15 protein-coding genes are annotated in these 25,967 nt (G+C 57.5%); 12 read left to right on the forward strand and 3 right to left on the reverse strand.

Annotated features, from left to right (window positions below):
- Positions 1 to 58 precede the first annotated feature (58 nt).
- Entirely contained in the window at positions 59 to 1,654 is a 1,596-nt protein-coding gene (locus tag CWB41_RS07215) for a hypothetical protein (RefSeq protein ID WP_115834916.1), read from the reverse strand.
- 270 nt (positions 1,655 to 1,924) lie between these two features.
- Positions 1,925 to 3,655: a pectate lyase family protein gene (locus CWB41_RS07220; protein WP_207206638.1), complete on the reverse strand. Its 1,731-nt coding sequence runs from the start codon at positions 3,653 to 3,655 to the stop codon at positions 1,925 to 1,927.
- Between the two features lie 193 nt (positions 3,656 to 3,848).
- On the opposite strand from CWB41_RS07220, the gene CWB41_RS07225 reads away from it, so the two are divergent.
- From CWB41_RS07225 to CWB41_RS07245, 5 genes are all read left to right on the forward strand, one after another.
- A complete protein-coding gene (locus CWB41_RS07225) occupies positions 3,849 to 4,097 on the forward strand; it encodes an acyl carrier protein (protein ID WP_115834915.1) in 249 nt (82 codons plus the stop codon).
- Positions 4,098 to 4,335: 238 nt separating this feature from the next.
- On the forward strand, positions 4,336 to 5,052 hold the full coding sequence (locus CWB41_RS07230; RefSeq protein WP_165204113.1) for a hypothetical protein: 717 nt from the start codon (positions 4,336 to 4,338) through the stop codon (positions 5,050 to 5,052).
- 193 nt (positions 5,053 to 5,245) lie between these two features.
- On the forward strand, positions 5,246 to 6,493 hold the full coding sequence (locus CWB41_RS07235; protein ID WP_129396432.1) for an ABC transporter permease: 1,248 nt from the start codon (positions 5,246 to 5,248) through the stop codon (positions 6,491 to 6,493).
- A 6-nt stretch (positions 6,494 to 6,499) separates the two neighbouring features.
- Positions 6,500 to 7,225 carry a P-loop NTPase family protein gene (locus CWB41_RS07240; protein ID WP_115834911.1) on the forward strand — a complete coding sequence of 242 codons (726 nt, stop codon included), beginning with the start codon at positions 6,500 to 6,502 and terminating at the stop codon, positions 7,223 to 7,225.
- A complete protein-coding gene (locus CWB41_RS07245; protein ID WP_115834910.1) occupies positions 7,215 to 8,411 on the forward strand; it encodes a KpsE/RkpR family capsule polysaccharide export protein in 1,197 nt (398 codons plus the stop codon). Before CWB41_RS07240 ends, CWB41_RS07245 begins: the two co-directional genes overlap by 11 nt.
- Positions 8,412 to 8,451: 40 nt before the next feature.
- Here CWB41_RS07245 and CWB41_RS07250 read toward each other — a convergent pair whose 3' ends face one another.
- Positions 8,452 to 10,413, reverse strand: a complete 1,962-nt coding sequence (locus CWB41_RS07250) for a glycosyltransferase (RefSeq protein WP_129396433.1) — start codon at positions 10,411 to 10,413, stop codon at positions 8,452 to 8,454.
- Positions 10,414 to 10,988: 575 nt separating this feature from the next.
- Here CWB41_RS07250 and CWB41_RS07255 point away from each other — a divergent pair.
- The 7 genes from CWB41_RS07255 to CWB41_RS16140 all read left to right on the forward strand — a co-directional run bounded on the left by CWB41_RS07255 (position 10,989) and on the right by CWB41_RS16140 (position 25,735).
- A complete protein-coding gene (locus CWB41_RS07255; protein ID WP_129396434.1) occupies positions 10,989 to 12,194 on the forward strand; it encodes a tetratricopeptide repeat protein in 1,206 nt (401 codons plus the stop codon).
- Positions 12,195 to 12,290: 96 nt separating this feature from the next.
- Positions 12,291 to 14,315 (forward strand): glycosyltransferase, encoded by a 2,025-nt coding sequence (locus CWB41_RS07260; RefSeq protein ID WP_115834907.1) that lies wholly within the window; start codon positions 12,291 to 12,293, stop codon positions 14,313 to 14,315.
- Between the two features lie 64 nt (positions 14,316 to 14,379).
- A complete protein-coding gene (locus CWB41_RS07265) occupies positions 14,380 to 16,293 on the forward strand; it encodes an HAD-IIIC family phosphatase (protein ID WP_165204116.1) in 1,914 nt (637 codons plus the stop codon).
- 33 nt (positions 16,294 to 16,326) lie between these two features.
- Positions 16,327 to 18,054 (forward strand): GSCFA domain-containing protein, encoded by a 1,728-nt coding sequence (locus tag CWB41_RS07270; protein ID WP_115834905.1) that lies wholly within the window; start codon positions 16,327 to 16,329, stop codon positions 18,052 to 18,054.
- A gap of 52 nt (positions 18,055 to 18,106) precedes the next feature.
- A complete protein-coding gene (locus CWB41_RS07275) occupies positions 18,107 to 20,431 on the forward strand; it encodes a tetratricopeptide repeat protein (RefSeq protein WP_129396435.1) in 2,325 nt (774 codons plus the stop codon).
- A 58-nt stretch (positions 20,432 to 20,489) separates the two neighbouring features.
- A complete protein-coding gene (locus CWB41_RS07280) occupies positions 20,490 to 23,510 on the forward strand; it encodes a glycosyltransferase (RefSeq protein ID WP_115834903.1) in 3,021 nt (1,006 codons plus the stop codon).
- A gap of 542 nt (positions 23,511 to 24,052) precedes the next feature.
- The gene (locus CWB41_RS16140) at positions 24,053 to 25,735 is read left to right on the forward strand and encodes a tetratricopeptide repeat protein (protein WP_165204119.1); all 1,683 of its coding nucleotides are present in this window, start codon (positions 24,053 to 24,055) and stop codon (positions 25,733 to 25,735) included.
- The last annotated feature ends 232 nt before the right edge of the window (positions 25,736 to 25,967 follow it).

Raw genomic sequence — 25,967 nt, forward strand, 5'->3', positions numbered from 1 at the left:
AAAAAGAGTACATTCGCTTAACGCAGACATAGGCAACAACTCAAACATCAAGATCAGGCTAGACGCCCGCAAGCTGAGCTTTTTGTCGCGAGAGCGCGACTGCATTCTTCGAAGCAAACAACAGGCCGTCGCCGACTTCCGATAAATGAGCAAAGCCGATGCCCCGTAATTCATCACGCAGGTCAGCTTGATCAACGGCGTTTCGATGCCAGAGGAACGTGCGCGGCTCGATCAGCAACGCATCGAATTGCGCGAGTTGATCAAGCACGCGCTCGCGCTCAAGCTCGGCGCCCCGCGATACATAGCCGACGGCGACGCATAAGGTCGGTCCATCCCCCGCTGTTTCAGGCAGAAGGCCGATCTCGACGCGTACCTTTCCGACGACGTTCTTGCGTGTCACAGCTATCGCGCTTATGCCCGCGTTGATCGCCTCGACGCGCGGTCCGCTCACTTCAAGCGCGGTACTCTTCAGGCCCTCGAGCGCGAGCAACAACGGGACGACGCCAAGTCCCGCCTTGAGCACAGTATAATTTGCATAAAGAGGCAGTTCGTCGGCGAGGAGACGGCCCACCTCGATATCACGCGGGCGAACAACCTGCCCGGCCTCCAGCAATGTCTTGAAATGATCGTGCAGGCCGCTGTTTTTCAGACCGAGATTTTTGAGCCGATCATTGTGGAGCCTTACGAGGAGCTTGTTGATGCGTTCCGCCGCTTGTTCGATTCCGCCTGACTTGGGATCGGGCTGCGCACGCGGGGACGTCAGCCTTGGTGTTTGCGAATCGCCCGGCAGGGGGGGGAGCGTCAGGTCGGCGCCCACACCCTGCCGGACGATGTTCAATATGATTTCGCCGACAATTGGAATAAAATCCCAGTCATATTCATAGATATCGGTGCCGCCACCCCGAAGCACCTTTTCGCGTCCATAATGCGCCAGGAGGCGCGAAGGGTTGAAGAATTCTGCGCCGACTGCGTCGGCGGCATCTTGAACGTAGGTCGCCAGCCGGCGACGATCTTCCATGATCGCGCCGTGATTGTCGTCGACGATGAAATGCGACAGGAAGATCCAGCGTTTCGAACGGTCTGCGGCCAGGCTCTTCGCATCTTCAATCACTTTGTTGCGGTCCGGCATTTCAAGGCGCGCATTGCAGAGAATGTCCTCCGCGGCACCGGTCGCGACTCCTGATGAACGCAGCTTCTCCAGGGTGGTTTCGATGAGTTCGTTCGAAATCTCCTTGCCCTTGGAAAACGCCCGGTACCACTCAAGAAGCTCGGCGGCATGCTTCTGAACGAATTGCCGTGAAAAATAATTGCTCTGGAAAACCCATTCGTCTTTCCGGATCTGGCGCGAGTCGCACATCTCGACCAAAACGGTATCGATCCCGTCCAAAATCTTTCGCGGATATCTTTCCGGGGTAGGGGAAGTGTCGGTCTCGAATATGTAGGGCGCGAAGATATCCGGCACGCGCGCTTCACCCCAAGCGTGGCGCATATTCTGCCGGCCTTCGAGGAAGCTATGAGTCAAGGCGGGCTGATTAATGGAAAGCTCAAGCTCGCCGAAGGATTTGAGTGTAAGGATCGGTGTCCGGACGCGGCAGCTACCGATGATTGCAACGCGATGCGTTTTATTCGAATGCGGTAAATCGAAAACAATCATCTGCTCTCGTCCCTCCGCGCGTCACATCGGCCCATGTGTTTGCCGACGTTCGCCCGATTCGTCCAGGCGGCGTTCCGCGTCTTGCAAATTATGAAACCAAGCTCGTCAGGCGTCGACGCCTCATTTGGCTTTGCGGGCATCAATGCATCCTGCGAAGGTTGTTCAAACATATAGACTCCACGAGCCTTGGAAGGTTGCACACGGCAGACCGGAAAACCGAGGAGCCCTCTCGCCGATGCGCTGCTAGCTCAAGCGGCACCGACAAATCTCCTAGGGGGCGGGGGCCGATCGCAGTGATGTCCATTTAGCTTCGATGTTGCTGATTATCATACCTTTGCTTGCGTCTCCGATTGGACGGAGTGCCTGATCTTCGGCAGTAAAGAGATCTATTCTGATCTGCCCATCGTTCGCCTGGCTCGGGATACCGGAAGCTTCGCAGCGATAGAACCCGCCATCGAGAGCGTCCAGACTTGCTTTGGCCTCTGCAAGCGGATTGCGCCGCGGCGTGCGCGCCGCCGCCATACTGCAAAGAGCTAGGATCCGAGCCCGCGGATCTGATGGACTCATAATTGAAATAGCCAAGCTTCGATTGCCGATCGGTTTGAATGTGACGTTGACGAACCATCGCGCATTGCTGGGCCCATTGAAGAACTTCAGGATGCCATGCGGCTTGGCCGAGTCGGCGATCTCCCTAATGGTGATTGTCCGATCTCCTGCTTGAGCATCTGCGGTCATTGTTGCGGCAGATGCCGATTCAAGACGCCAATCGTCGCGCGGCGCTGGCCGGCTGGCGCGCGTTTCTACCGTCGTCGGGCATTTATCAATGACGTCCGGCGTATCGTCACGCGTGTTCCCCGCCTCGCGTCTTATCTGGGTCGCAAGATCCAGGCTCGGCTTCTCATAGGACGAGCAATAAGAGGGCACGGGAACCTTCTCGGGATGATAGTCCTCAACTCCGGCGCGGGCGTCGCCGAGATACAAATTGTCCCGAACGCGGAGGAACGCTTTGACGTCGTGCTGATAATTGAACTGATCCGAGGTGCGAAGATAGTTTTCGTCGTCGGCTTCGCCATTGCCAAGCTCAGCTTTTGAGGGAGCCTCTGCGATATCGCGACAATAATTTTTATCCTGTCCCTCTTTCGTGATGAAGAAAGGCGGCTCGGTACAATGGCGCGAAGCACTGTTGATGAAAATGTTTCCTTCCAAGGTAACGCGCGCTTCCAAGCTGAAGCTCATGCCATAAAAGTCCCAGTTTTCCAGCAGGTTGTTGTAGGCATGCAGGATGCCGATCTGCGCTCGCGGGTTTCGTTGAACCGTGTTCAGGAAATAACAATGATGCAGCGTTACGCGCGTCTGCGAATCGCGGGCGTAATTTGCAAACAGATCCTTGTCGGTAATGTTATTGATCAGCATAACCTTGTTGTGGTCGTGGAACTTTACCCATGAGATTGTCACGTCCGTAGAGCCGTTTTTGACATTGATAAGACGGTCGTTGAAGCGTGACAGATCGAGGTGATCGATCCAGACATCATGCGAGAAATTGGCGATATTGATCGCTTGAGAGAGCGTCTTGAACCGACCGTCGATCGTCAAGTGCGTGACGATCACGTCGCGGGTTTGGTCGTATATGCCGAGACCATAATCATGGATAACGATAGTACGGTCGCGTCCGTCAATCGTCGTATTCGACGGCACTCTGATTTTCGATTTCAAGTCAATCGTCATGTCCTTTGCGAAGCGCACCCATCGTGAACCCGCGCCAGAGAGCGCATCACGCAATGTTCCTGGCCCGGAATCTGCAGACGAAGTCACCGTTACGAATTTTCCGTTAAGGCCGCCATTCGCGAAGCGACCGTAGCCTTCGCGCTGGCTGAGCAAGGATTGGGTAAGGGGGCAGACGTCGGCGGGAGTGTCGCAGATATTTCCGGCAACGCCATCGCTTCCGACACAGCAAAGTATCAGCCACGCGTTGATGAAAACGATCATAACATCGATCTTCATGAGGCGTACCTGAAGCACTTCGGTGGACGACGCGACTATGTCTGCCAGAGCAAGACGACAAAAATTCGCCGCGATGGCGTTACGAAATTTATAGACGGCGCGTTATACAAAGTGCAATCGACGATGACCTCGCAAGGCGCGAATGCTCGTTGAGAAGCCGAGTGTAAACTTGGCAGTTGGATAAGGACGGCGAATGACTTTGACACGAACGGAAATCAAAAATATCGTCGGCGAGACGCTAGGCGAAATTCTCGGCGATGACGAGATTTCGTTGGGCGATGATACGACGGCTGACGATGTCGAAGATTGGGACAGCACCAATCATGTGCGGCTGATCATCGCATTAGAATCCCGACTTGGGATTCAATTTCAAACGCAAGAGATTACCTCTCCGGAAACGGTAGGGCAGCTCGTGGACTTGATTCATAAAAAGCTGGCGTGACGCGCCTGCGTCAAAACTCAAACCGACATTCGTCCTTCGGGGTGGCAGCGAAATGACAACACCGGTTCGTGTCCTAAGTTTTGGGGGCTGTCTTCTCCATGGCCCGATCAGCAAGGTCGTCAGCGCCGGCGCGAGCGATGTTGCAATCGCCAAGCTAAGTCGCGGCGGTGGGACGCCGCCGACCTATACAATAGGCGAAATGCTTCAGACGCTCGCACTGTATCGGAACGAAATTGAGATGACGCCGGATATCCGCGTCCTGTGCGGCGTCAAAGCCGAGTTCGCGCCGCTCCCGCGCGCTGGCGAGCTCTTCGGCGTGGACGTTGCCATACTTGAACCGCAAAGTCCGATCGACATTCGGTTTCGCGAATATTCGCTGCATCGTGCCGCTATCAAGAATGCCATATCCAGCACCCTGAAAGGGGATGAGAAACTCACGAAGGCTGCGGATCGCTGGCTGAACAAGGGTTTCATGCTTCTGGACGACGAATATCGCAAGCGTGTCGGCGCCGAGATCGCGGACCAGCTGGATGACGACGCGCCGATGGTCGAGACATTCCGCGCCGTGCTGCGCGAGGCCTATCCCGAGAGAAAGCCCATCGAATCCGAATTGCGTGAATTGGTGAACAAAATTGGCCGGCCTGTCGGCGTCCTGACATACATGTTTCAATTTATGCCCGATGGCCGCCCGGTGAGTTGGCCAGCCGGTTTCCATGAGGAAGTTGTCGCGGCAGCCCAGGCGCTCAATCTTCCGGTCTTCGAGCCTTGGCGTGTGGTGCAGGCGCATGGCGTATCCAAAGCCATGAAGCCAGACCTGCGGCATTACCAGGAAGAGTTTCTTCCCGTCATCGCACGCGAAATTTGCAATTTTGTACGCACCGTGAGCGATCGTGGTGGTGCGGCTTGGCCCGTCTCCGCGGCAGAACGGGGTGTTGCGACCTCCGTTCCGGCATAGATAAAGCGCGGTGCGCAGAAGCACCGCGTTGCGGCAGCGCGGAGCAAATGCACGAGATAAGACCTTCTCGAATGTGAAGGGCTCGAGCGTGGCCTTCGATCGGCAGCGGGCGGCAGACGGTCAATGAGCAGCGTTCGACTGGGTCACAGCCTAGATAAGAAATTCGTGGAGCACATATTTGCGCGGCTCGGGCATGGACGGCACTTTTCGGGCGGTCGACTATATCGGAATTTTACGCGAGAGCCTGTCGCGTATTGATCTCACCGACCCGAAACGCCGGCGCGCGATCTACGACCGCGTCGTCGAGGGGTTTGAAGGAATCATTGAGAGCGTCGAATCCCAAAATGTTCATGGAGATGATCGTGAGGCGCATCGTCGTCTTTTACGTCTAGCCGTCAGGATATTGGAGCGCGACATACGCGCCCAGGTCGACATTTTCGATGCCGCCTATCGCCCTGCAGAAATAGACGCCGCGCTCGATAAATACCGGAGCGCCGCCGCGCGAAGAGCGGCGCGGGTGAAGGCGGCCGAAATATCGGAAGCACGCCGCGCCGCCAGGCAGGATGAGGTCGCGTTCCACGGTGTGCTCGCGCCGGTTGAGCGGGCGGCGTTCGGACATTTGCGCGAGCGGCTTCTACGCATGGACGCGCTCCATGCCGAAGTCAAACGGCCCACACGAAAGCTCAGTACCGTTGCGGTCGTCCGCTCTCTGTTGATTTATCAAATGCAGATCATACAGGCCGAGAGCCGAATCGCACTCATCTGGACATCGATCGCACCCGCGGTTCTCATCACGATCATATCCCTGACTTATTTCCTGACGGGTGCGCAATTCGTCTACAATATGGATGTGCCGACGTTCGCGCTGCTTGGATGCACGGCCTGGATCATGTGCAGGCAGATCATCTTCCGGGTAAGCACGAGCTTCATCATATTCGGGCCTATGTTCAATCTCGACGGCGTGACGCCGCTCGCGGCCGCGATGACGCTCGGAATTCTCTATGTATTGATTTACGGCGTCGTTTTTTCGGTCCTGATCTTTGGCGGCCATGCCTTAGGTATGATCACGCTGACCACGCACTGGATTCCGGTCATCTTTATGATTCTGTCGGTGTCTTTCTGCGCGTTCAGCATCGGACTCATTCTGGGAAGCGTCGGCGTAATATGGCCATTCTTTCTTCGCTTCGCGAGTTCGATTGAGCGAGCTTTGCAGTTGTTCTCGTCCGTTTATTTTATTTCGGAGCAACTGCCGAGCCAATACAAGCCGCTCGTGCTCTGGTGCCCGCTGGCGCATGGGTTTCAGCTTTTGCGCGCGGCTTATTTCCCGGTCTATCCGTCTACAGATGCAAATCCGATGTATTTCGCGGTCTGGACAATGGTTCTTGCCGCGGTCGGGCTTTGTGCGGAGCGATTGGTCCGAAGCCGGATACAGGCGATATAGGCTGGCATGATCCGAATCGAGCATCTCACGGATTGCCCCTTTGTTTCGGGACAGCGGCGCAAGTTGCTTTCCGACGTTAACCTTTTCGTGCCGACCGGGCGCTACGCGCTTCTGTCGTCGACGCCGCAATTTCGTAAACCCGTCATCGATCTTCTTGGCGGGACGCGGCCTCCGCTCCGGGGCACGGTCACGACGGTTGGAAGATCATCCTGGCCGCTTGGACGGAAGGGATTCCTGCGCGCGCGGGTCACGGGGTATCAGATGATCCGCCTGATAGCTTCGCTGTATCATCTCGACGTTGGGCTGGCTGAGGAATTCATCATCGATATTTTGGATGATCCATCATTGCTGCGGGAACGACTCGACCATTGGCCGGTTATAGCAACGCAGGAGTTTTCTTACGCCTTGGCAATCTTGCCGAGCTTTGATATTTATCTGATAGATGGCTTCATGCCGCGTAATGCGACACGGTTCTCGCGCCTTTGGCAGGCGCTATTCGAAGAAAGAACCGCAGGGAAGACGCTCATATTTTCGGGCATTCGCGAAGGGCAGATAAGCGATTACTGCCTCTCGGCGTTGATCCTGGATAACGGCGCGCTCTGGATTGAGAACGACCTTGAACAAGCCATTAGGAAATATCCCACGACCCGAGTTGGAGACGAGTTCGCTTCGGACGTCGGAGAGTTCCAGTCTTCTCTCGACGGAGGGCTCGACGACGGCCTTGGCCTCTGAGGAGGCGATCGCGCAGCTCGCTCCGCAAAGCTTCAGCCCGGCGCCTGTTTCGCGTTATGCGGAACTTGAGCGTTCGATACGCTCGCGTTCCCGCCGCAAGCGCCTGCTGATATTGTTCATTCTTTTTGCGCCTGTACTGGCAACAATTTTATATGCCTTTTTCATCGCCAAGCCGATGTATACGGCCGAGGCTCGTTTCGCCGTGCGCGGCGGCATGACGTCGACAGCTTCGAGCTCTCCTCCGACAAGCATCCTTTCATCGGGAATGAGCGGCGGCCTGATTGGCGGATTCGTAGATGGATTCGCGGTGCATGACTTTCTTTCGTCGCGCGATGCGATGCATCGCCTGGACGCTGCGATAAATCTCAGGAAATATCTGACGCAGCCTGGGCTGGACCCGTTCGAGCGGCTGCCCAAAGACGCGAGCGACGATCAGCTTTTCAACGCCTATACCGCCGACGTCAAAGTGCGGTTCGATATGATCGAGCAGATCGTTGTCGTCGATGTACAGGCTTTCAGCGCAGCTGGAGCCGTGGCGATCTCAGACGGTGTGCTCAAAATCACCGATCAATTTGTCAACAACTTGAATCAACGCGGAGTCGACGAAGCGGTGAAGACCGCCCGGATGGGGCTCGATCAGGCTGAGCGCGAGTCGCTTACGGCCCACACGGCTCTCGCAAAATGGCGAAACTCCACCCGTAATGTCGACCCGACCGCCGACACGACGATGCTCATCACCTTGATCGGTCAGCTCGAGAGTCAGCTCGCGTCGGCGCAAGCCAATCTCGCCCAGATCAAAGCCTTTCATAACCCGCACCATCCTCAGCTCGAGCCCGCTGAATTGCTCGTCGCCAGTCTCAAGCATTCCATCGACGATGCGCGTTCGCGCCTTGGCGGGGCCGGTCCGAGCGAGGCCACCCATCTTGCAACTTACGATGCTCTGAAGACCACGGAGAGTTTTGCCGATTCCAATGTGACGCTCGCCCGCCAGACCTATGAACAAGCACGGTTGGCGGCCCTGTCTCAGCAGCGTTATCTGGCCATTATCGCGCAGCCGACGATTGATGAAACCGTCACCTATCCGAACGTCGCCATTCTAATTGCGGAATCCCTGGCTGCCAGCATCGCGCTCGTCTTCCTTGGCTCAATCGCATTTGGTCTGGCGCGCGGCTTTATGCAATTTTAACGGCAAAGCGAACGCCTGCTGCTACGGCGTCTATGCGACCTCAGTTCTGGCTGCCTTGCGCCGATCTTTGACGTTCAAAGCGCGAACGCGCGCCGGATTGCACGAAACGAACGAATTTTTTCGCAAGCGGGACGCTGTCGTTCCATGCGGACCGGAAAGATATATTTCGGATTGGCGCTTGCAGAACCGCAGGATCGGCTCCGGCGAGAATCACGGCCGTCCGTTCCAGCATAGCTGCCGGAGAAAAATTTCTTTCCGCTATGCGGCGGGTCATAGCGGAGAAATCCGGCCGCGCGCGGGACATCGCGATGACATTGTCGACCTTGGCACCGACGGCCTGCATATCGAGATGCTCGACCGTGCCGGTCGACAAACCCGTTACGCCTTCCACGAAGGTCTCGCTTGATCCGCCTGCCGGCGTCGACACGACGCCGAGACCGGCGAGCTGTGCTTCTATGAGCACATTTGGGACACCCTCGAAGCGAGACAACAAAAGAAACGAATCCATGTGGCTGAGCCAAAAGCCGATCGCGCCGGAGCGCCCGACGAAAAGGATGCGGTCGGCGAGGCCATATTCCGACGCGCGTTGCTTGACCTGCGCCCAGAGCAAGCCTTTACCGATGACTATAAATCGCGCGGTTGGGTGAGATTTGAGATATTCGCGCGCGAAATCGATCCACATAAGCGGGCGCTTGTCGCTGTCCATTCGGAATACGCCGCCGATTGTTTGGGCAGCGCCGGCGGTGCGGCGGTCAAAAGCCTCCCATTGTTCGAACTCACCAGGGCCGGGCTCGCTGTCTAACAGAGACAAGCCGTTGTGAACGACCTGGAAGCGAGCTGGCGAGTATCCCAGCCAGTCGCAATAGGCTGTCGCCGCCGCCTCGGTATTGCTGACCAGGGTCACGCCGGGAATAGAGATAAGCCCCTTATAAAGATCCTGATATTCCGGACGCAGACGATGGACGCGCAAATTCGGCGGCATCCCCCGCAGGCCGAGGACGATGCGCGGCACGCCGGCGAGTAGAGCCGCGACCGCGGCCAAGAGTATGGCCCCGTCCTGCCAAATGTAGGCGACGTCGATCTTCTCGCGGCGAAACCAGGCGACGAGACGGGCGATCCCGTACCCGATGGGAGCGCTGACAAGCGGCAGGAGACTGAGCACGTCAGGATCTGGCACATCGTCCAGCGTGAGCCGGGCGGCTGTCATTTCATCCGCTTCCCAAACACGAACCGGCTGGTCTCCGAATTCATGGAGGAAGAAATCGCGATCCTCCTCCCGCGCCAGAGACCTGACGACAACATGTATGGGGCCGCTGATCGTTATACCGCGGACCTCAGTTCCCGTGGTCATCGCCTCTGAAAGCAATTTTGCGGTTTTCACGAGCTGGCGTTCCGCGCCGCCGGGCGCAAGGCTTCCGGTGATGAGGGCGGTTGCGCCGACACGATTACCCGGGAGCGCGCGCGGCTTTCGGTGCTGGAACTTCGACAGCAGGCACGCAACGGCAACCGCGAGCGAATTTTCCCCGTTCTCCAGCCGGCGTGGCGCAAGGCTCTTCATGGTGGAAAGGGCGATGTCCAATTGCTCGGCTACAGCCGCCGCGGTCTTGTGCGGCGACGGCAGCGCGAGCATTGGCTCAAGGCATTCGCGGGCCTGCACCGCCCGGCCTTGCTGTTTCAATCTCGTCGCGAAGAGAAGCCTCACGCGCGCTTCGTCGGGAAATCGTCGGGCCGCTTCCTCAAAAGTTGCGTTGGCCTGCGCAAAGTCGCGAATTCTGAATAGGAGGTTCGCGCGTTCCAGAAGATGGTCAAGCGACAGGGCTCCGAGCGGCCGATGCGTCTCTATCAAGCCGCGCGCTTCATCGAAGCCTTGGCGTCTGGCGAGCCAGAGAATTCTATTCTCGAGAGCTACGGACGAATCAGGAAAACGTTCGTGAATTCGGACCCAGGTTTCAAAAACTTCGGCGCGAAGACCGGAAATGTTGAGCAAGGTCCCGTAGAACACCTGTGCTTCCAACTCGTCCGGATAAGTCTGAGAAATGTTGTGCGCCCGTCGTAGCAGAGCGCGGGCGTCGGAAGCTGTGCGCGCTTGCGCAAGAAGATACGAACATTCTTCTCGCCATGAGATCTCAAGGTTTGGCTTAGCTGAAAGAAGGGACGCCTCGCTTGGCCACGCTTGAGTTTCGTTCAAATGCTCACCCTCACGATGATCGTCCTTCGCTTTCGATTCGCAAATTGCGAGTCACAAATCGAGGGAGCAAAAAATGTGCTAGCGCGATCGGCGTTCACGAAGCATGCAGGTCGTCATAAGCGCGGCAATAGCGCGCGATCGAATACCGATGTTGCATGCAGCGATGTCTGAACGATGAATCGAAGTTAGGAATATTGAGTTAAGGAAGGAATATGAAATTTGTTAGACCCGATGTTCGCGCGAGAAACGACATCGATCATTGAACGCGCTTCAAATAATTATTTTGTGGCGTATGATCATTGATGATCAGCACGAGCGAGGTGATATGCGCGAGTCGTTTTCATCACCTTTCGGGCGTCGTGCTATGACCTCTACGCTCAGGAGTGACGATGACAAACCTTGTTGAATCATTGCGCAAGCTCAAGAGCGCGTGGCGCGAAGGCGATTTGAAAGCCGTGCTAAAACTTGCCGACAGCCTGCCAACCGATCTCTCCGGCGTACAAAAGCTTCGCCTGAAGGCAGCTCTGAAGACCGAAGACTGGGCAGTTGTCTCCGATGCCGCTCTGCATCTCGTATCCGAAGAGCCTGGACTCGTCTTGACAGCAGCGAAGACTCTGCTGCGCAAGGATAAAGCATCCGACGCTGCACTTCTGCTCCTCCAGTTGAAAGAACACACGCCCGAACGCCATGAAGTTGCGGAACAAACGGCAACTGTTCTGTTGAAGTCGGGTGCGTTGGCAAGCCAAAAGGGCGATGCAAGGAAGGCTGCCGAACTCTGGTGCCTTGGGGCGAAGCTTTCGCCGGAAAACGTCGCGCTCAAAAGGAAGCTTTCGGAAGCGCTTGCCGCCGCTGTGCAACGTGCAAAGTCCTTGACCACTGTGCGCGGCCTCGATGCCTATGTCGATGCCTGGGAGACAGTGCTATCGATCGACCCAGAGAATATCGCCGCAGCAAAACGGCTTGTCGTAGTGGCCGAGCAAAAGAGCAATGCGAGCCGGGCGTTCGCACTCTGGGCGCGCCTTTTGAATATGGAGCCGGCAAACAAAGCGATCCCGTTGAGACTCACCAAAGCTGCGGTTCAAGCCGGCGATGAAGCTAAAGCGCTCGTCCGCCTGCACGTCGCAGGCCTTGACGGGTCTGACGATAATGCCGTGAAAGTGCTGCGACGTCGCGTTATCGCGAAGATCAAGCAAGATCTCATAGATGACGATCCCGCAGCCGCGGCCGAGAAGTTTAACGCGCTCGCAAAAGCTCAGACAAGTGAAGAAGATATCGGGCGCCTTCCTGCCTCCATAGTCGTGCGTCTGACGCGAAAGTTGCGAGATGCCCGCAAAGCTGGCGATGACACTACAGCTTCATATCTCGCCAATTTGCTGCTGCAGATCGATGAGAGCAACGCTCTCGCCCTTTCGACCGCCGCGCGTCTGTCTCTGCAAAGCCGGAGGTTCGAGGATGCGGCAAAGCTCTATGAGCGGCTTCTCGCCAAAAAGCCTGATTTTCCAAAAGCCGCGCAGTTACTTGAGCGCGCGAAGGCGCACATCCAGTTGGCGCATATCGCCAAGGTCGTATCGGCCTCCAGCAGGTCGGCCGCGTGAGCCGCGCCTTCGCGCATCTTTGCTGTCTCGAACGGCGCCGTCAGAAGACGGCGCCTGTCCCATCCAGTCACGCAATTGCCTGGCGCGAGCGCTGCAATGGAGAGCGATGACATCGTTACGCGTACAATAAATGGCGTGGGAACGATTATAAGTATCTCGCGCAAATCACATGCTCAAGAAATTGGCGAAGCCCGCGCTATCGCCAATGCAGTCCAAGGCACGAAAGATGTCGCCGGGGCGCTCGAAAAGCTGCTTCCTATGGTCGCAGCAAATCCGGAGGACGAGCCTTTTCAGCATTACGTTGCACGGGTGTTCGACCGCGTCCAGAATCCGGATGCCTATGTGATCTGGAAGGGCATCGCCGCGCGATTCCCGCAATCCGAGATAGCATTCGTGCGGGTTCTACGGTGGAAGATTCGGCTGGAAGGATTGGAAGCAGGCAGAGAGTTTTTTGAATTAAAGTTTCCATATCCGCCGCCGCAACCCTCAGCGCTGCTGCATTTTGGACGCTGCCTGCTGGAATTGAAGGATCATGATGGCGCGGAAAATGCGTTCAGAATGGTAGCTGAGCACCCGAACGCGACGGAAGAAGTATTGGTCGAACTCGGACGGCTTTACATATCCAAAGCACAATTATCTCGCGCCGCCGTTGTGTTGCAGTCGGCACGCGATCGTTTCGGCATGAGCCGGAAAATCGGTAGTCTTCTCGATAGAATCGATGAAAGTCAGAGCGCCGCGAGGCTCTTGTCGGGTGACACAGCCGTCGTGGTCTTGAGTCGCGCAGAGCTGATAGAATTAGCCTTTGCCAGTGCCGCCGTAATGCGTGCGCCGGATCTGCGGGACGGCAATCGCACATTAGGCGGCATTGTCCTCGTCAACGGAAGTCTCGGCGCTGGCGGTTCTGAGCGACAGCTTGTCTATACCGCGATCGGGTTGCACGAAGCCGCATCTCTAGGTGTGATGTTCGGCGGCCGGAAAATTGTTGGCCCTGTGTCGGTCATCTGCCGGTCGATTTCTAGTCGTGCCGGTGCAGATTTTTTTCTTCGGGATTTGATCGGCTCTGGAGTCGCTGTCGACGAATATTTCAAATTTGACGAAAGTCACGGTCTCGCTAATTCGCATGTGCGGGAACTTCTTCCGCTCCTTACGCATTTGCCCTCACGAATGCAGGAGGGGGTGGTGCGCCTTACAGATGTCCTCGCGCGGACAAAACCGGATGTCGTTCACATCTGGCAGGATGGTTCTGCCTTAGCAACAAGCCTGGCGGCCGTGGCCGCCGGTGTTCCGCGCATAGTCGTCAGTGTGCGGAGCGTTCCCCCCTGCGACCGGCCGCATCGCGCGAAGCCGGAATACGCAGAAGTCTATCGCGCGCTGCTTCAGCAGCCAAATACGTCACTTCTCTCAAATTCTCATGTAGTCGCATCACGATATGAGGAATGGCTCGGGCTTGAGCGAGGTTCCGTTCATATTGTCAAGAACGGAGTGCGTGACCTGAGCGTTGCCGCGACAGAGCCGACGACTTCCGCATTGTCGCGGTCTTTGGGTGGCGACGGAGAGCGGGCATCGCTCATCGGCTCCGTGTTTCGGTTCGATGAGAACAAGCGGCCATTGCTGTGGCTGGATGTCGCGCGCGAGATTGCTGCGCGGAACGATGCCGTTCGATTTGTGCTCGTCGGCGATGGACCCTTACTGGACGCGGCAGTTCGTCACGCGCGCGCGCTGGGTTTAGCCGATCGTGTGATCTTTACCGGAAGCTCGGGAGATGTCGGTTTCTGGCTTTCGCACATGGATGTATTCCTGCTGTTATCACGCCATGAGGGTTTACCGAATGCATTGATCGAAGCGCAGCTTGCAGGCGTTCCCGTGGTCGCGACGCCCGCAGGCGGCGTGGCCGAAGCGATCGACGAAGGGGTCACGGGCACTTTGCTTGGCTCCAGCGATCCGGTCGACGTCAAGGCTGCGGCTGATGCGGTCCTTGCGTGGCTCGGAGAGGGCGTTGCGCGGCAGGAGCGCTCGCGCAAATGCGCCGCTTGGGCGCGTCAAAAATTTTCTTACGACGAGATGATTCGTCTGACGCTCGCTGCTTATCTCGGCCTAACTGAGGAAGCGTCGGCTGCGTGAAAGCGCCGCATCGCGGGCAAATGACTCTGCGCTCTTGATGAGCAAGTGTGCCTCGGAGATGACGATGACGCCATTTTTGGTGCGTATGCCTTGGCTGCCGACAGCGCCCACGGATTTCGCCGCGCGGTGTAAGTCCATGCGTAAGGAAGGCGCTGCGCCTGCGGAGATAAAATTTCTTGCGGCACATGCCTTGGACACTGCGCAATCCGCCAACTTCACGCGCGTGCTTGGAAGCCGGCGGGACGCCGGTGATGATCTCACGCCATTGATGCCGTTTCATCTCGGCATTCTCAGCAGCGCCACGATCGACATCCTCTGCGATTGTCTGCCGGCCGCCGCCGTGCGCCATGGCATATCCTTGGCAATTTCGCATGGTGCTTATGGGCAGGTTGTCCAGGACGCGTTGGATCCGTCCTCCGCACTTAATAAGCAACGTCTGGACGCTGTCCTCGTACGCGTCGATCACCGCTGGCTTAATCTCGACAAGCCGCTTTTCTCCGAATCACCAAAGGAGCGTGTCGATCTCGCTCTTGCCCAGATACGCAACATCGTTCTCGCAATCCGCGAGAACGGCCATGCGGCGGCGATCATTGAGACGATTCCCATTCCGCCCGACCCGCTCTTTGGCAATTTCGACCGGCGCCAGTCGGGCACGATTAGAAGCATGATAAATGCCTATAACGACGGGCTTATCGATATTGCCTCGGACTCGAGCATCTACCTGCTCGATACCAGCGCTTTGGCAGAGCGTGTAGGCACGGATTATTGGTTCGATCCGGTGCAATGGGGTGCTTACAAGCTGCCCTTCCACGCTGATGTTCACCCGATCTATTCTGACATGCTCGGGCGCCTGCTGGGCGCAATCCGCGGACGTTCGCGCAAATGTCTGGTTCTCGATCTCGATAACACGCTATGGGGCGGCGTCATCGGTGACGACGGGCTGGATGGCATTCACCTCGGCCAGGGAAGCGCAAAGGGCGAAGCATTCCTCGCTGTGCAGCAGATGGCGCTCGACTTGCGTGCGCGCGGGGTTTTCCTGGCAATAGCATCGAAGAACGATGACATCGTCGCTCGGCGTCCGTTCAACGAACATAAGGATATGCTGCTGAAGGAATCCGATATTTCGGTCTTTCAGGCGAATTGGATCGATAAGGCAAGCAATCTCGAAGCAATCGCCAAGGCGCTGAATATCGGCATCGATGCGCTGGTGCTCCTGGATGATAATCCTGCCGAACGGGCAGGGATGCGTGCCGCTCTGCCGGATGTTGCCGTACCCGAGTTGCCCGATGATCCCGGCTGGTTTCCTCGTTACCTGCTGGCCGCCGGCTATTTTGAGACCACGAGTTTCTCCGCCGAGGATCGCCTGCGCGTTGCGTCGATGGAATCGAACGCCAAGCGCGAGGAAGTCATGGCGAAATCGCGCAATATCGGGGAATATCTCACCGCGTTGGAAATGGTGATTTCGTTTGCTCAGATTGACAGGCAAGGTCGCGAGCGGACAACCCAGCTGATCAACAAGACCAATCAATTCAACCTGACAGGCTTGCGTTATACCTCGGATGAGGTCGCGGCCTTGGAGTCCGATCCGAAGGTTTACGGCTTGCAGGTTCGGATCGCCGACAAGTTCGGGGATTTCGGCATGATCGCGGTGCTGATCTGCCGCGAAATCGAAGCGGCGACCTGGCAAATCGATCTTTGGGCGATGAGCTGCCGAGTCCTCGGACGTAAGGTCGAGGAGGCGATTGTAGCGGAGATCGTCCGCGCGGTCCGCGATCGTGGGGCAAAGACCTTGATCGGTCTTTATCGCCGTTCGCCCAAAAATGGAATGGTTGCCGATCTATATCCGCGACTTGGCTTTGCCGCGGCCGGCGAGAGAGACGGCGGCGTGCAAGCGTTCGCGCTGGATATCGAAAGTTATCAGATCCAGGCTCTGCCGTTCGAGATAAATCGACCGCGGCAAGCCGAGGCGGCGGAATGATTGGAAGCAGGGCCGGATAAGCGGGGAAGGGCAATGCCGCTATTTGACATTTCAGCTGCGGAAGCTGTCGAGACGAGGAAGGCAAACCCCTTCGCGACTTGGCCGGAGCGATCCAGGGCCAACCGCGTCGAGCCCGTTGCGAAGCCGTTTTTCAAGGCGCCCTTCCGTCTGCGGCGCGGCGAAGCGATCTTCACCGTCGGATCCTGCTTCGCCCGGAATGTCGAAGTCGAATTGATGAAGTGCGGCTTCGAAGTGCCGATGCGGCACTTGTTGAAGAAGCCCGAGTTCCGCAACATGGAATCGGGGATCGTCAACAATTTCGGGACCCCCTCTATCTATAATGAGTTTGCGTGGGCGCTGGGCGAAAGGCCTTTCGTGCCGGAGGAGCATTTCGTCGAAGTGCTGCCAGGCAAATTCGCCGACATGCATATCGTCCCGTCGATTCGCGCGGAAAATTGGGATTGGGTGCTTGCGCGGCGCCGGGCGATTACGGAAGCTTATCGCACCGTTCGCGGTTGTCGGGTCGTCATCATGACTCTCGGCCTGATCGAAGTCTGGTTCGATACCAAGTCATCTTATTATTTGAATGCCCCGCCGAGGCCCAGCGTCGTGAAGCGCGAGCCTGAGCGGTTCCGTCTGCATGTTCTATCCTACGAGGAAGTTTATCATTATCTCGAAGGAGCGCTGCGGCTCATCAAGGCGCATGGTCACAAGGACGTCGCGGTTCTTCTGACGATCTCGCCGGTCCCGCTCACCGCGACGCACCGCGAGCAGGATGTGATGGTGGCGAATACCTATTCCAAATCGGTGCTTCGCGCTGCCGCCGAAGCTGCTGCCGCGCGAAGCGATTTCGTCACTTATTTCCCAAGTTATGAATCGGTGACGTTGTCCGCTCGAGCCGTCGCGTGGCGCGACGACATGGTTCATGTCACGGATGCGATCGTTGCCCTCAATGTGAGCCGCCTGTTTGAGGCTTTTGTCGACGATGACGCCATCGGGGCGCGTTATCAGCGCGAGATCAGCGAGGGCGGCGTCCTGATGGCCGTCGAATGGGCTCGCAAAATTCGCGAATCGGACTCCGGTGAGGCCGAAGCTTTTTTCAGACGATATGGAAAGCTCGCGGAGGAGTCCGTCGAGTTCGCGTTTGAATATGCGGATTATCTGACGTCCAAGGACGATTATGCCGGCGCGCTCGCCGTGCTCGATCGCGCGCCGAATGCGGATGAGGATCTGCAAGTGGTTATTGCGGGGGCGAAGCTTATGCTGAAGCTCGGCAAAGCGCGCGGAGCCTATGAACGACTCGATTCTTTCGCTACGCCAGAGCAACGTTTGCACGGCGTTTGGGACAATCTCGTAGGCGCCGCGAAAGCGGCCGGAGACGGCGAATTGCTGAAGGATGTGACCGAACGCTGGTGCGCCGCGGTGCCTAAAAAGGCAGGCCGCACGCGCACGCTGACTGGCCGCTGGTTTCATATGCACAGGGATTTCGCGACCGCGCTTGTCTATCTTCAGCAGGCGGTGAAGCTGACGCCCGAAGATGCGACTGCGCGTATTTTTTATATTCAAACGCTTGATGCTTTGGGTCGAGTCGGAGATGCCGAGGCAAATTTTGCGCTCGTGCGGCCGACAACACCGAATGAAATCATCTTGTTTGAGCGTTTGCAGCGCCGGTTTGGCGTGGCCGGAAACGGTGCCGCGGGCGCCCTCGCGGATGGCAATAAGGTACTGGAGCGTCAGCCTTCCGAAATTTTAGTGCGGTGATGACGTGGAACAACTGGCGGTGGGACCATACCGGAAGCAGGCGGAGCAACCGTTGACACAAGCCGAGCTTTTGCGGGCCGGCATGTGGACCGAGCTGTTGACTCATGTCGGTCGCGGTCGCGGGTCCGAAAGCACTGCGCTCAAACGGCTGCACCGGGCGATCGCTTTGGCCAATCTGGGGCGGGTCGACGAAGCCTTGGAGGATTTATCGCACGATGTTTTGGTAGATCCCGCGCAGCGCAAGCTCTTTCGCCAGCTTGCTGTCCAAGCCGCGGCACGTGGCGGGCGTCTCGGCGACGCTGTCCGCCTCGCTGGGTTTCTCGCCGGAGCGGAACCGAAGTCGGCGGAGGATATCGCCCTGTTCGGGAATTTTCTTATTCGTAGCGGTCGCCCGCAGGAAGGAGCGCTCGAGCTTGAAACCGCCGGCCGGTTACGTCCGGACGACGTGGATATTGCCTGCCGGCGCATCCGCGCTCAGATCGGGATCGCTGCCTTCGCACAGGCGGCTCAACTTGCGCGCCAATATGTCAGTCACGCACCGCGTATGCCGCAGCTTGCAAAACAATGCTTGCTAGCACTGACTCGCGAGAAAGATCCTCTCGTCAGCGATCTTTTGAGTGAAATGGAGCAATGGGCGACGCTTCCGTCAGACCTGGCCGTTACGGCAGCAAAATCTGCGATGGAGTTTTCGCTTCCGCGACTGGCGATCATTTTCGCGGAAAAGGCAACGGGACTTGGCGAGCTTTCGTCAGATCTCCATCTGATCAAAGCGCAGGCGCATCTTTCACTGCACGAGGCCCTATCGGCGCGTGACCAGATCGAAGCTGTGGTGCGCCTCAAGCCAGAGGATTTGAAGCTCGCTGCGGAATGCATCAGCCTGTGCTTGCGGGCGGGCATGGCCGACGAAGCGGCGGCCTTGGCGCGGCGTTATGTAAAACGCTGTTATGAGAATCCGCGGCTGTTGGAGTTGAGCATGCTGGCGCTGGCGCGGGCCGGCGATGCGGCGGCGGCAGAGATCATTTTTCATATGGCCGGCTCGGGTACGCTGACCGCATCACGCGCTCTGCTCGCGGCGCGCTATTTTATCCGGCTGAAGCGATTTCAGGATGCGATCACGATTTGTCGTCAGACGATTGACGCCGGTCACGTCTCCGCCCGGTTACATTTGGCTTTGGCGCAAGCGCTTATCTTGTCAGGCGAATCGTTTGAGCGCGCCGTTGAGCAGCTTGAAGCCGCGCGCGATTTGGAGCCTGACGATCCGGCGGTGTTGAAAATCCTCGGAAGGCTCAAGCTCGGCTTGGGGCGCTTCGAGGATGCGGCCGAAATATTGAAGGAGGTGGTCGATCTCGCGCCCGGAGGCCGCAACATTTTTCTTCTGGCGCGTGCGCTTAGGTTTTCGCGCCGCTATCAGGAAGCGGCAGACGTCCTGTTAAGTCGGAACGATGATCTTGGCGTCACGAAGAACTGGCGTCGGCAGGCGACCGCAGCTTTGCTGCACGCAGGGCGCGAAGACGAAGCCGCATCGCTTTATTCCGACCTGATCGAATTGCGCAGCGCGCGACTCGCGACGGATTTCCGTTCGCATCTCCAGAATCTTCCTGAACTTCAGGAGGAGGACAAGATCCCGGAAGCCCGCATCGATTGGGCTTGGAATACGACCTGTCGTCTGGCCGGTGCGCCACCCGCGGAGGGCCAGGCTGCGTGGGAAGAGAAGGCGCGCTGGGGCTTCCGGGCCGATCGCGCGATCCTCGATTGGCTGGAGTGCCGGCCGGAGCGGGTCGGAGAAATACTCGACTTCCTCCCCAACACGCGCGAGGAAGTTAAGCCGCTTCTGCAATTGCTCGATGCGAAAAAAGGCGCGCTGGTCGCGGGCGCGCATATCGGCCCGATGTATGCGGGTCCGATCATGATGTACGCCGGTGGCGTGCCGTTCAAGGTTGTTGCGCAGATGCCGCGGATCTCCGCAGCAGCCTATTCATCGCGGCTTATTTCCACCTGCGACAAGACGGAACTCGATGTCGCCAAGGAGATCGTCTCGGCGCTCAACAAGGGCATGGCGGTGCTGATGACGGTCGATGCGGCCATGAGCCCCGCGTCTCCCCGCGTCTCCTGGGAAGGTGTCTCGGTGGGCTATTCGGATTTTGCTCCCGCGCTTGTCTATCGCAAACGTGTTCCTTCGATTTTCGCCTGTTCCTATTGGAAGGACGGAACCATCCATTTCGGCCACTCGCATCTGCCTTCGCCAGGAGAGGACGAGACGCAGGAAAGCTTCCTTGCGCGGTGGCGCGATGCCTATTTCGCGGAACTGAGCGCCTATTTCAAATACGGCGCGGAGAATCTCAGGCTTGCGGAAGGTGTGTGGCGCTACGTGAACTGAACGATCTGACGGAGCGCGCATCAATGAGAAGATATCCTGCGGATTTTTTGAGGGAAATATGGGCAATCCACGTGTTCGCGACGCCCCGAAACACGAGAGATCCGGCGCGGATGTGTCGTTGCTTTATCGACGCGGAAAGGACGCCTATCAAAAAGGACTTTACTCCCAGGCTGGGCGCGAATTTCGAGAACTTCTGCGAACAGCGCCGCATAACGGCGGCGCCTGGTACTATCTTGGCCGCATCCATTTCGAGCAGCGCGATATAGGAACCGCAATTTTTGCATTTCGGAAGGCGGCGATCTTCTCGCCGGACAATCCAAACGCATCAAACTGGCTCGCGCGCGCCGAAATGCGTGCGGCGCATGCAGGTCTCTCGCCTTCGGTCGACGCGATCCCCGCCGAAATCCGCACGCTTGCACAAAGCACGCTTACGGATGTCGCGGAATTGGATATGACCGCACGTTATAAGATCGCGCGGGATCTATCAGAGATAGCGTCGCCCGAGATCAAAGAAGCTCCTCCGAAAAAAGCGAGGCAGCGACTCCCCAAGCGCCAGATTGGCGTTTCTGCCAAGGTTCAGGAAGAGAAGAAAAGGCCGGGCGAACCGAAGAAAAGAAGAGCGGTTGGCGATCTGGCTCGCTTCGCCGCGTCGGCGCGCAAGAAAAAGCCGTCGATCAATGCGCTTGGGATTTATGCGCACGAGCTGCTGGATGCGGTGCTTGCGTCTGCGGCCGAAGCACGCGCGTCACTCGGCGAGCTTGATACCGAGCAGCATCTCGGGTTCGCGGACCACTTGGCGGAAAAAGGAAAAATCGCGGAAGCAGCGGTTTTATATCGCGCATTGTTCCTTTTGACGAGGAACAGGGATTTTTGCCGCCGCCTAGTATCCTTCCTGTCGGAGCAAGGGCGCCCGATCGAAGCGCTTCGTTTCCTCAGAGAGATACAAAACGCTTACCCCGCCCAATATTGGATTTATGTGCTGCTGGCGGATTTTTTCGTGGGCGTGCGGAAAATCAAGGCCGCGGAGGGCGCTTTGCGTGCCGGCTTAAAAAATCTGCCGGAAGAGCCGCGATTGCTATCGCGCTTGGCGCGCCTTTTGGCCAATGAACGAAAGTGGGATGAGGCGATAAACATCTGGCGGGAAGTGGTTTACGCCAATAATGATCGACGGCAAGCGTTTCAGGAAATTGCCGGCTGCTATCGCAAGGCCGGGAATTACGAGCGAGCGATCTTCGAATATCGAGGCGCGCTCCGGGAAGATGCGACAAATGAGAAGCTTTACCGTGGGCTTTCGGTCGCACTTCGGCAAAGCGGCCGCGGCGACGAAGCTGTAGCGACGCTGCGGGAGGCGATTCGCGTCTCGCCGCATAGTCTCGCGGCTTGGGGGGAGCTGATCTATTGCCTCGCCCGCCTGGAGCAGATCGGGGACGCGCGCGAGACCCTGGCCGCCGCGCGCGATCGCTACGGCAGCGAACCGAAGTCGCTTTCTGTCCTTGCTCGCGCTGCGGAGCGCGCATTGCTTGACGACGAAGCCGAATCCATGTTGAGCGACACGCGCCTTGATACCGACGGGCGGCTTGAGGCACGGCGCGAGCTCGGCCGTTTCTATCTGCGGCAGGGACGCGTAAGCGATGCCGATAGTGTTCTTCGCGCTCTTGCTGGCAAGGCGTCGTGCCAAAACTCGCTCGATGAGGAATTCCGGCAGATTGATCAAATCCGCGAAGTCCTCGAGATCGGGGATGCTGGCGAGACATGCGAAATAAAAATTCCGGAGGATGGAATCTCGCATATCACGCAGCGGCGTCGGTTTTACCGGCAGACGCCCTGCGTTCCCGGCCGGGTCGCGATTGTTTCGACCAATCTCGCGGCCGGCGGCGCCGAGCGTCAGGCGACATTAACGGCGAGTTGTCTTTCGCGGCTCGATGCGGAGGTGGAAAGCGTCTCCTTTCATACTTTATCTCTGAGGCGCGGTGCCCGTAATGATTTTTATCTCAGCACGCTGCGGGATTCGGGGATCGTTGTCACACGGAGCCCCGCGGCAGAGCTGGGTTATTTCGCCTCGCATCCACGCATAGAGCCTCATATCAGGCTATTGCGTCTCCTCCCGGAGGATTTAGCGGTCGCTACGGCAACTTGGCTGATCGATTTCGAAGAACGCCGTCCCGAGGTTGTGCATACGTGGCAGGATTTTGCATCCATGGGGGGAACTCTTGCCGCAATACTCGCGGGGGTCCCGCGAATCGTCATTTCCACGCGCAATACGCGACCAGACAATCCCTATCGCCGGCTCAAGCGGTACATGCACCGGGCTTATAGCTGCTTCCTCAACACGGAAGGAATTGTTCTTTCGAACAACAGCCAAACGGGAGCGACGGATTACGAGCAGTGGCTTGGCCTTGCGCCCGGAAACATAGAGGTTGTTCGCAACGGACTCGACGTTGCGCGTCTCGATCATGACAGGGATCTCCTGGCTCCCGAAGAAATCCGCAAACGCCTTAAAATTCCGTCCAATGCAATCATCATCGGCGGGGTATTCCGTCTGTCGGGAGAAAAACGCCCCATTCTTTGGGTGGAGGCGGCCGCCCTGATCGCGAAGCGATTCTCCAACGCGCATTTTGTGATCTGCGGCGATGGCACAATGCGCAGGGAAGTTATCGAACGGGCCACGGATCTCGGCATTGAGGGGCGCGTTCACCTTGCCGGCGTGCAATCGCCTATTGCGCCCTGGTATCGGGCGATGGATCTTTTCCTCCTGGCCTCACGTAAGGAGGGCATGCCCAATGTGCTGCTTGAAGCTCAATGCCTTGGGATTCCCGTCGTTTCCGCGGATGTCGGCGGCGTTCGTGAAGTCCTGGAGCAGGGCGTAACCGGATGGGCAATTCCTGATGCCGATGCCTTGTCGCTTGCAGAGCGCGTGAACTGGTGTCTCGACCATCCGGAATGGCTACATCATGCGCGGCACGCTGGCAGCGAACTCGTCAGAGGATCGTTCAGTGTTGATTCGATGATCAAGCGGACTCTAAGCCTTTATCGCTTATCCCCTTTGGTGGAACACCAAACAGTAAACGCCGACGTGTGATGTGTCCGCGCTGTTTCGTTCGCTGTGCAATTGAGCAGCGTGCATGTGAATAGATCGGCTGGCGTTCATTTTCGTGCCACCGGCATGACGCATAGAATTTGATTCGTACTGCTTGCTAACGCATCGCGATCTTTAGCTGAGCAATGCAACGTATTGGCTTTGACAGCGTGACGAGACGGATCGGTAAAATTGCGAATCGGATGTTTGATGTGCTGCAGGAAAATGCGTGAAAAATAGAATCAAGCGCGCAGCGCCGCGATGAACGCGAATCCACACCTGTCTAGTCTGGAACTTGCATCTGCGAAAATTAAAATCGCAACGAGCGACATCGGAAGTTTGTATTGATGAAGCAAAATGATTCATGTGCGTGTTTTGAGTCGTTCGAAAGATGCGTCTCGTTTAGGTCAAGGCGACCGGAAAATGCCCGAAACATCGCTCTTCTTATATCGACGAGCGCTCACGGAGCTGCTTCGTCGACAACTTCACTCTGCGATCCCTTAGCCCACGACATCCGTTGATGTGTCGTCGTCAGGAGTTTATTGGTGGCACGGAAAAGATTGAGCACCCCTCTCAAAGAACGTAGCGCCAAGGCCAAGGAAACGCGGCCTGTTGGCGCGAGCCAGATAGATCCGCGGTCCGAGGCATTGCAAAGCTTGGCAAATGCAAGGTCCGCGTTCGGTAAGGGCGATCTCCGCGTCGCACTCGACGAAGTCGCGCTTGCCATCGCATCCAATCCGGCGCTGACCGAGGCGCATCAGCTTCGGCTCAAGCTCGGCTCGCGACTCGACGAAGCCGATCGACTTGCTCTCGCGCGTCATCTGCTGACTGAACCCGAGTCTTACGAAAACGTCGCCTGGGCCGCAGACACTTTTCGCCGTTTCAAGCAGCTTGACGATGCGCTCGCCGCCTGGCGCAAAGCGCTCGTCCTTCGGCCGAACGACCTTGACGCGCTCCTTGGCGCTGCAGCGATCTCTTTAAAGTTAAGGCTCTATGCCGATGCGTCGAATTGCGCCGCTAAGGCGATCGGGCACGACGGAACGAATGCGCAGGCATTATTCATCCGTGCCGAAGCGCTTTCCAAGCTGAAGATTACCGATGAGGCGGAGGCGGCGATCGGCCGTTTAAGCGATATCGATCCATCCGCCGCGTCGCGGTTTGTCCCTTTTCTTGTCTCGAGCAAAAAATGGGAAACTGCCGCGCGCGTCGTCAGTAGAAGCGAGGGCGACCTCGAGCCGGAACTCGTTTCCACGATTGTCCACGGCCTTAACCGTAATATCAAGACAGCCCATGAGCAAAATGAATTGGAGCGCGAAGGCCGTGCATGGGCCGCGCTGATATCGCTGGAAAAAGATAACGAGCGCGCCAAGGCAAAGCTTCAAAAGGTGACATCTGCCCTGATCAAGCAAGGTGGAAACATAATGGTCGCCGGCGACGCCGCTGCGGGAATAGCGCTTCTGGAAACAGCCCGCAATATCGATCCGGTGCATCCGGGGCTGCTGCGCAAATTGGCGATCGCCTACGAGAAGAGCGATGACATTGACAAGGCCGCGAGTTGCTGGGTGCTGATCGGTCGATTGACGCGCGACCCCGACGCGTGGTTCCGCGTTGTGCGTCTCGTGAAGAAAATGCCGCCGCAGACGTCCCAACTTGGGACACTCCATGATGCTATCGAATATGTCGGTGAGGACGAGGTTCTCAAGAGCGCCGGAAAATCGATCAGCCGTAAACTGGTCAGACAGGCGCGCGAACTCGTCGATGCCGGTCAGATCGAACAAGCAGCCCCTATCGCGCAAGGACTGCGAAAGTGGAACTTCGATCCAGACGCACTTCACGCGATCGAAGCGCGGATACGTCGCAGTTTACGGGAGAAAATTCGCGACGATGCAGGCCTTCATGTCGATGAGCGTTCAGCGGCATTCGCGAAGATCCTCCATGATCTCGAGCCGGCCAACAAACGTGCTCTGAAACTTCTCGGACGATACCAAGCCGACAAGCGGAACTTTTCGACCGCGGCGGAGTATTACGGAAGGTTAGCTGCGTTGCAGCCGGACAGCGAAGCGACATGGAAGCGTCTGGCGCGCTATGCGGGCCACAACGCCGACGGTCGGGAGCAAGTCGTCAAAGTTGCGGATGAGGTTCTCGCACGGATTCCAGATCACGTCATTGCCATGCGCTTTCGTGACCAGGCGCGCGAAACTCTGCATCACTTCGGCATCCAGAAATAAACACGACCAGGGAGGTTGATAGAATTTAACGCCCGACATGTCGCGGCTGTTGTTGCGACGTGTTCGGCGAAGGCAGACGCGCGTTACTTGGTGTGACCACCATGCGCGCGGCCTCTGCAAAGATTGTTTACAGCGGGGCAGAATAGTGCGGCAAACAAACAGTTTTTCGTCAGCGAAATCTATATTTCGCTCTCCTCTCGACAGCGAAGCGCGCCGATCGAGGAAAGAGGTC

It is taken from the genome of Methylovirgula ligni (genome assembly GCF_004135935.1).
Classification (GTDB): Bacteria; Pseudomonadota; Alphaproteobacteria; order Rhizobiales; family Beijerinckiaceae; genus Methylovirgula; species Methylovirgula ligni.

Excerpts from the sequence above, each read along its gene's own strand:
- CWB41_RS07215 (WP_115834916.1), bottom strand. The coding sequence starts at position 1,654 with ATGATTGTTTTCGATTTACCGCATTCGAATAAAACGCATCGCGTTGCA.
- CWB41_RS07220 (WP_207206638.1), bottom strand. The coding sequence starts at position 3,655 with ATGAAGATCGATGTTATGATCGTTTTCATCAACGCGTGGCTGATACTT.
- CWB41_RS07225 (WP_115834915.1), top strand. The coding sequence starts at position 3,849 with ATGACTTTGACACGAACGGAAATCAAAAATATCGTCGGCGAGACGCTA.
- CWB41_RS07230 (WP_165204113.1), top strand. The coding sequence starts at position 4,336 with ATGACGCCGGATATCCGCGTCCTGTGCGGCGTCAAAGCCGAGTTCGCG.
- CWB41_RS07235 (WP_129396432.1), top strand. The coding sequence starts at position 5,246 with ATGGACGGCACTTTTCGGGCGGTCGACTATATCGGAATTTTACGCGAG.
- CWB41_RS07240 (WP_115834911.1), top strand. The coding sequence starts at position 6,500 with ATGATCCGAATCGAGCATCTCACGGATTGCCCCTTTGTTTCGGGACAG.
- CWB41_RS07255 (WP_129396434.1), top strand. The coding sequence starts at position 10,989 with ATGACAAACCTTGTTGAATCATTGCGCAAGCTCAAGAGCGCGTGGCGC.
- CWB41_RS07260 (WP_115834907.1), top strand. The coding sequence starts at position 12,291 with ATGGAGAGCGATGACATCGTTACGCGTACAATAAATGGCGTGGGAACG.
- CWB41_RS07265 (WP_165204116.1), top strand. The coding sequence starts at position 14,380 with ATGACGCCATTTTTGGTGCGTATGCCTTGGCTGCCGACAGCGCCCACG.
- CWB41_RS07270 (WP_115834905.1), top strand. The coding sequence starts at position 16,327 with ATGCCGCTATTTGACATTTCAGCTGCGGAAGCTGTCGAGACGAGGAAG.
- CWB41_RS07280 (WP_115834903.1), top strand. The coding sequence starts at position 20,490 with ATGGGCAATCCACGTGTTCGCGACGCCCCGAAACACGAGAGATCCGGC.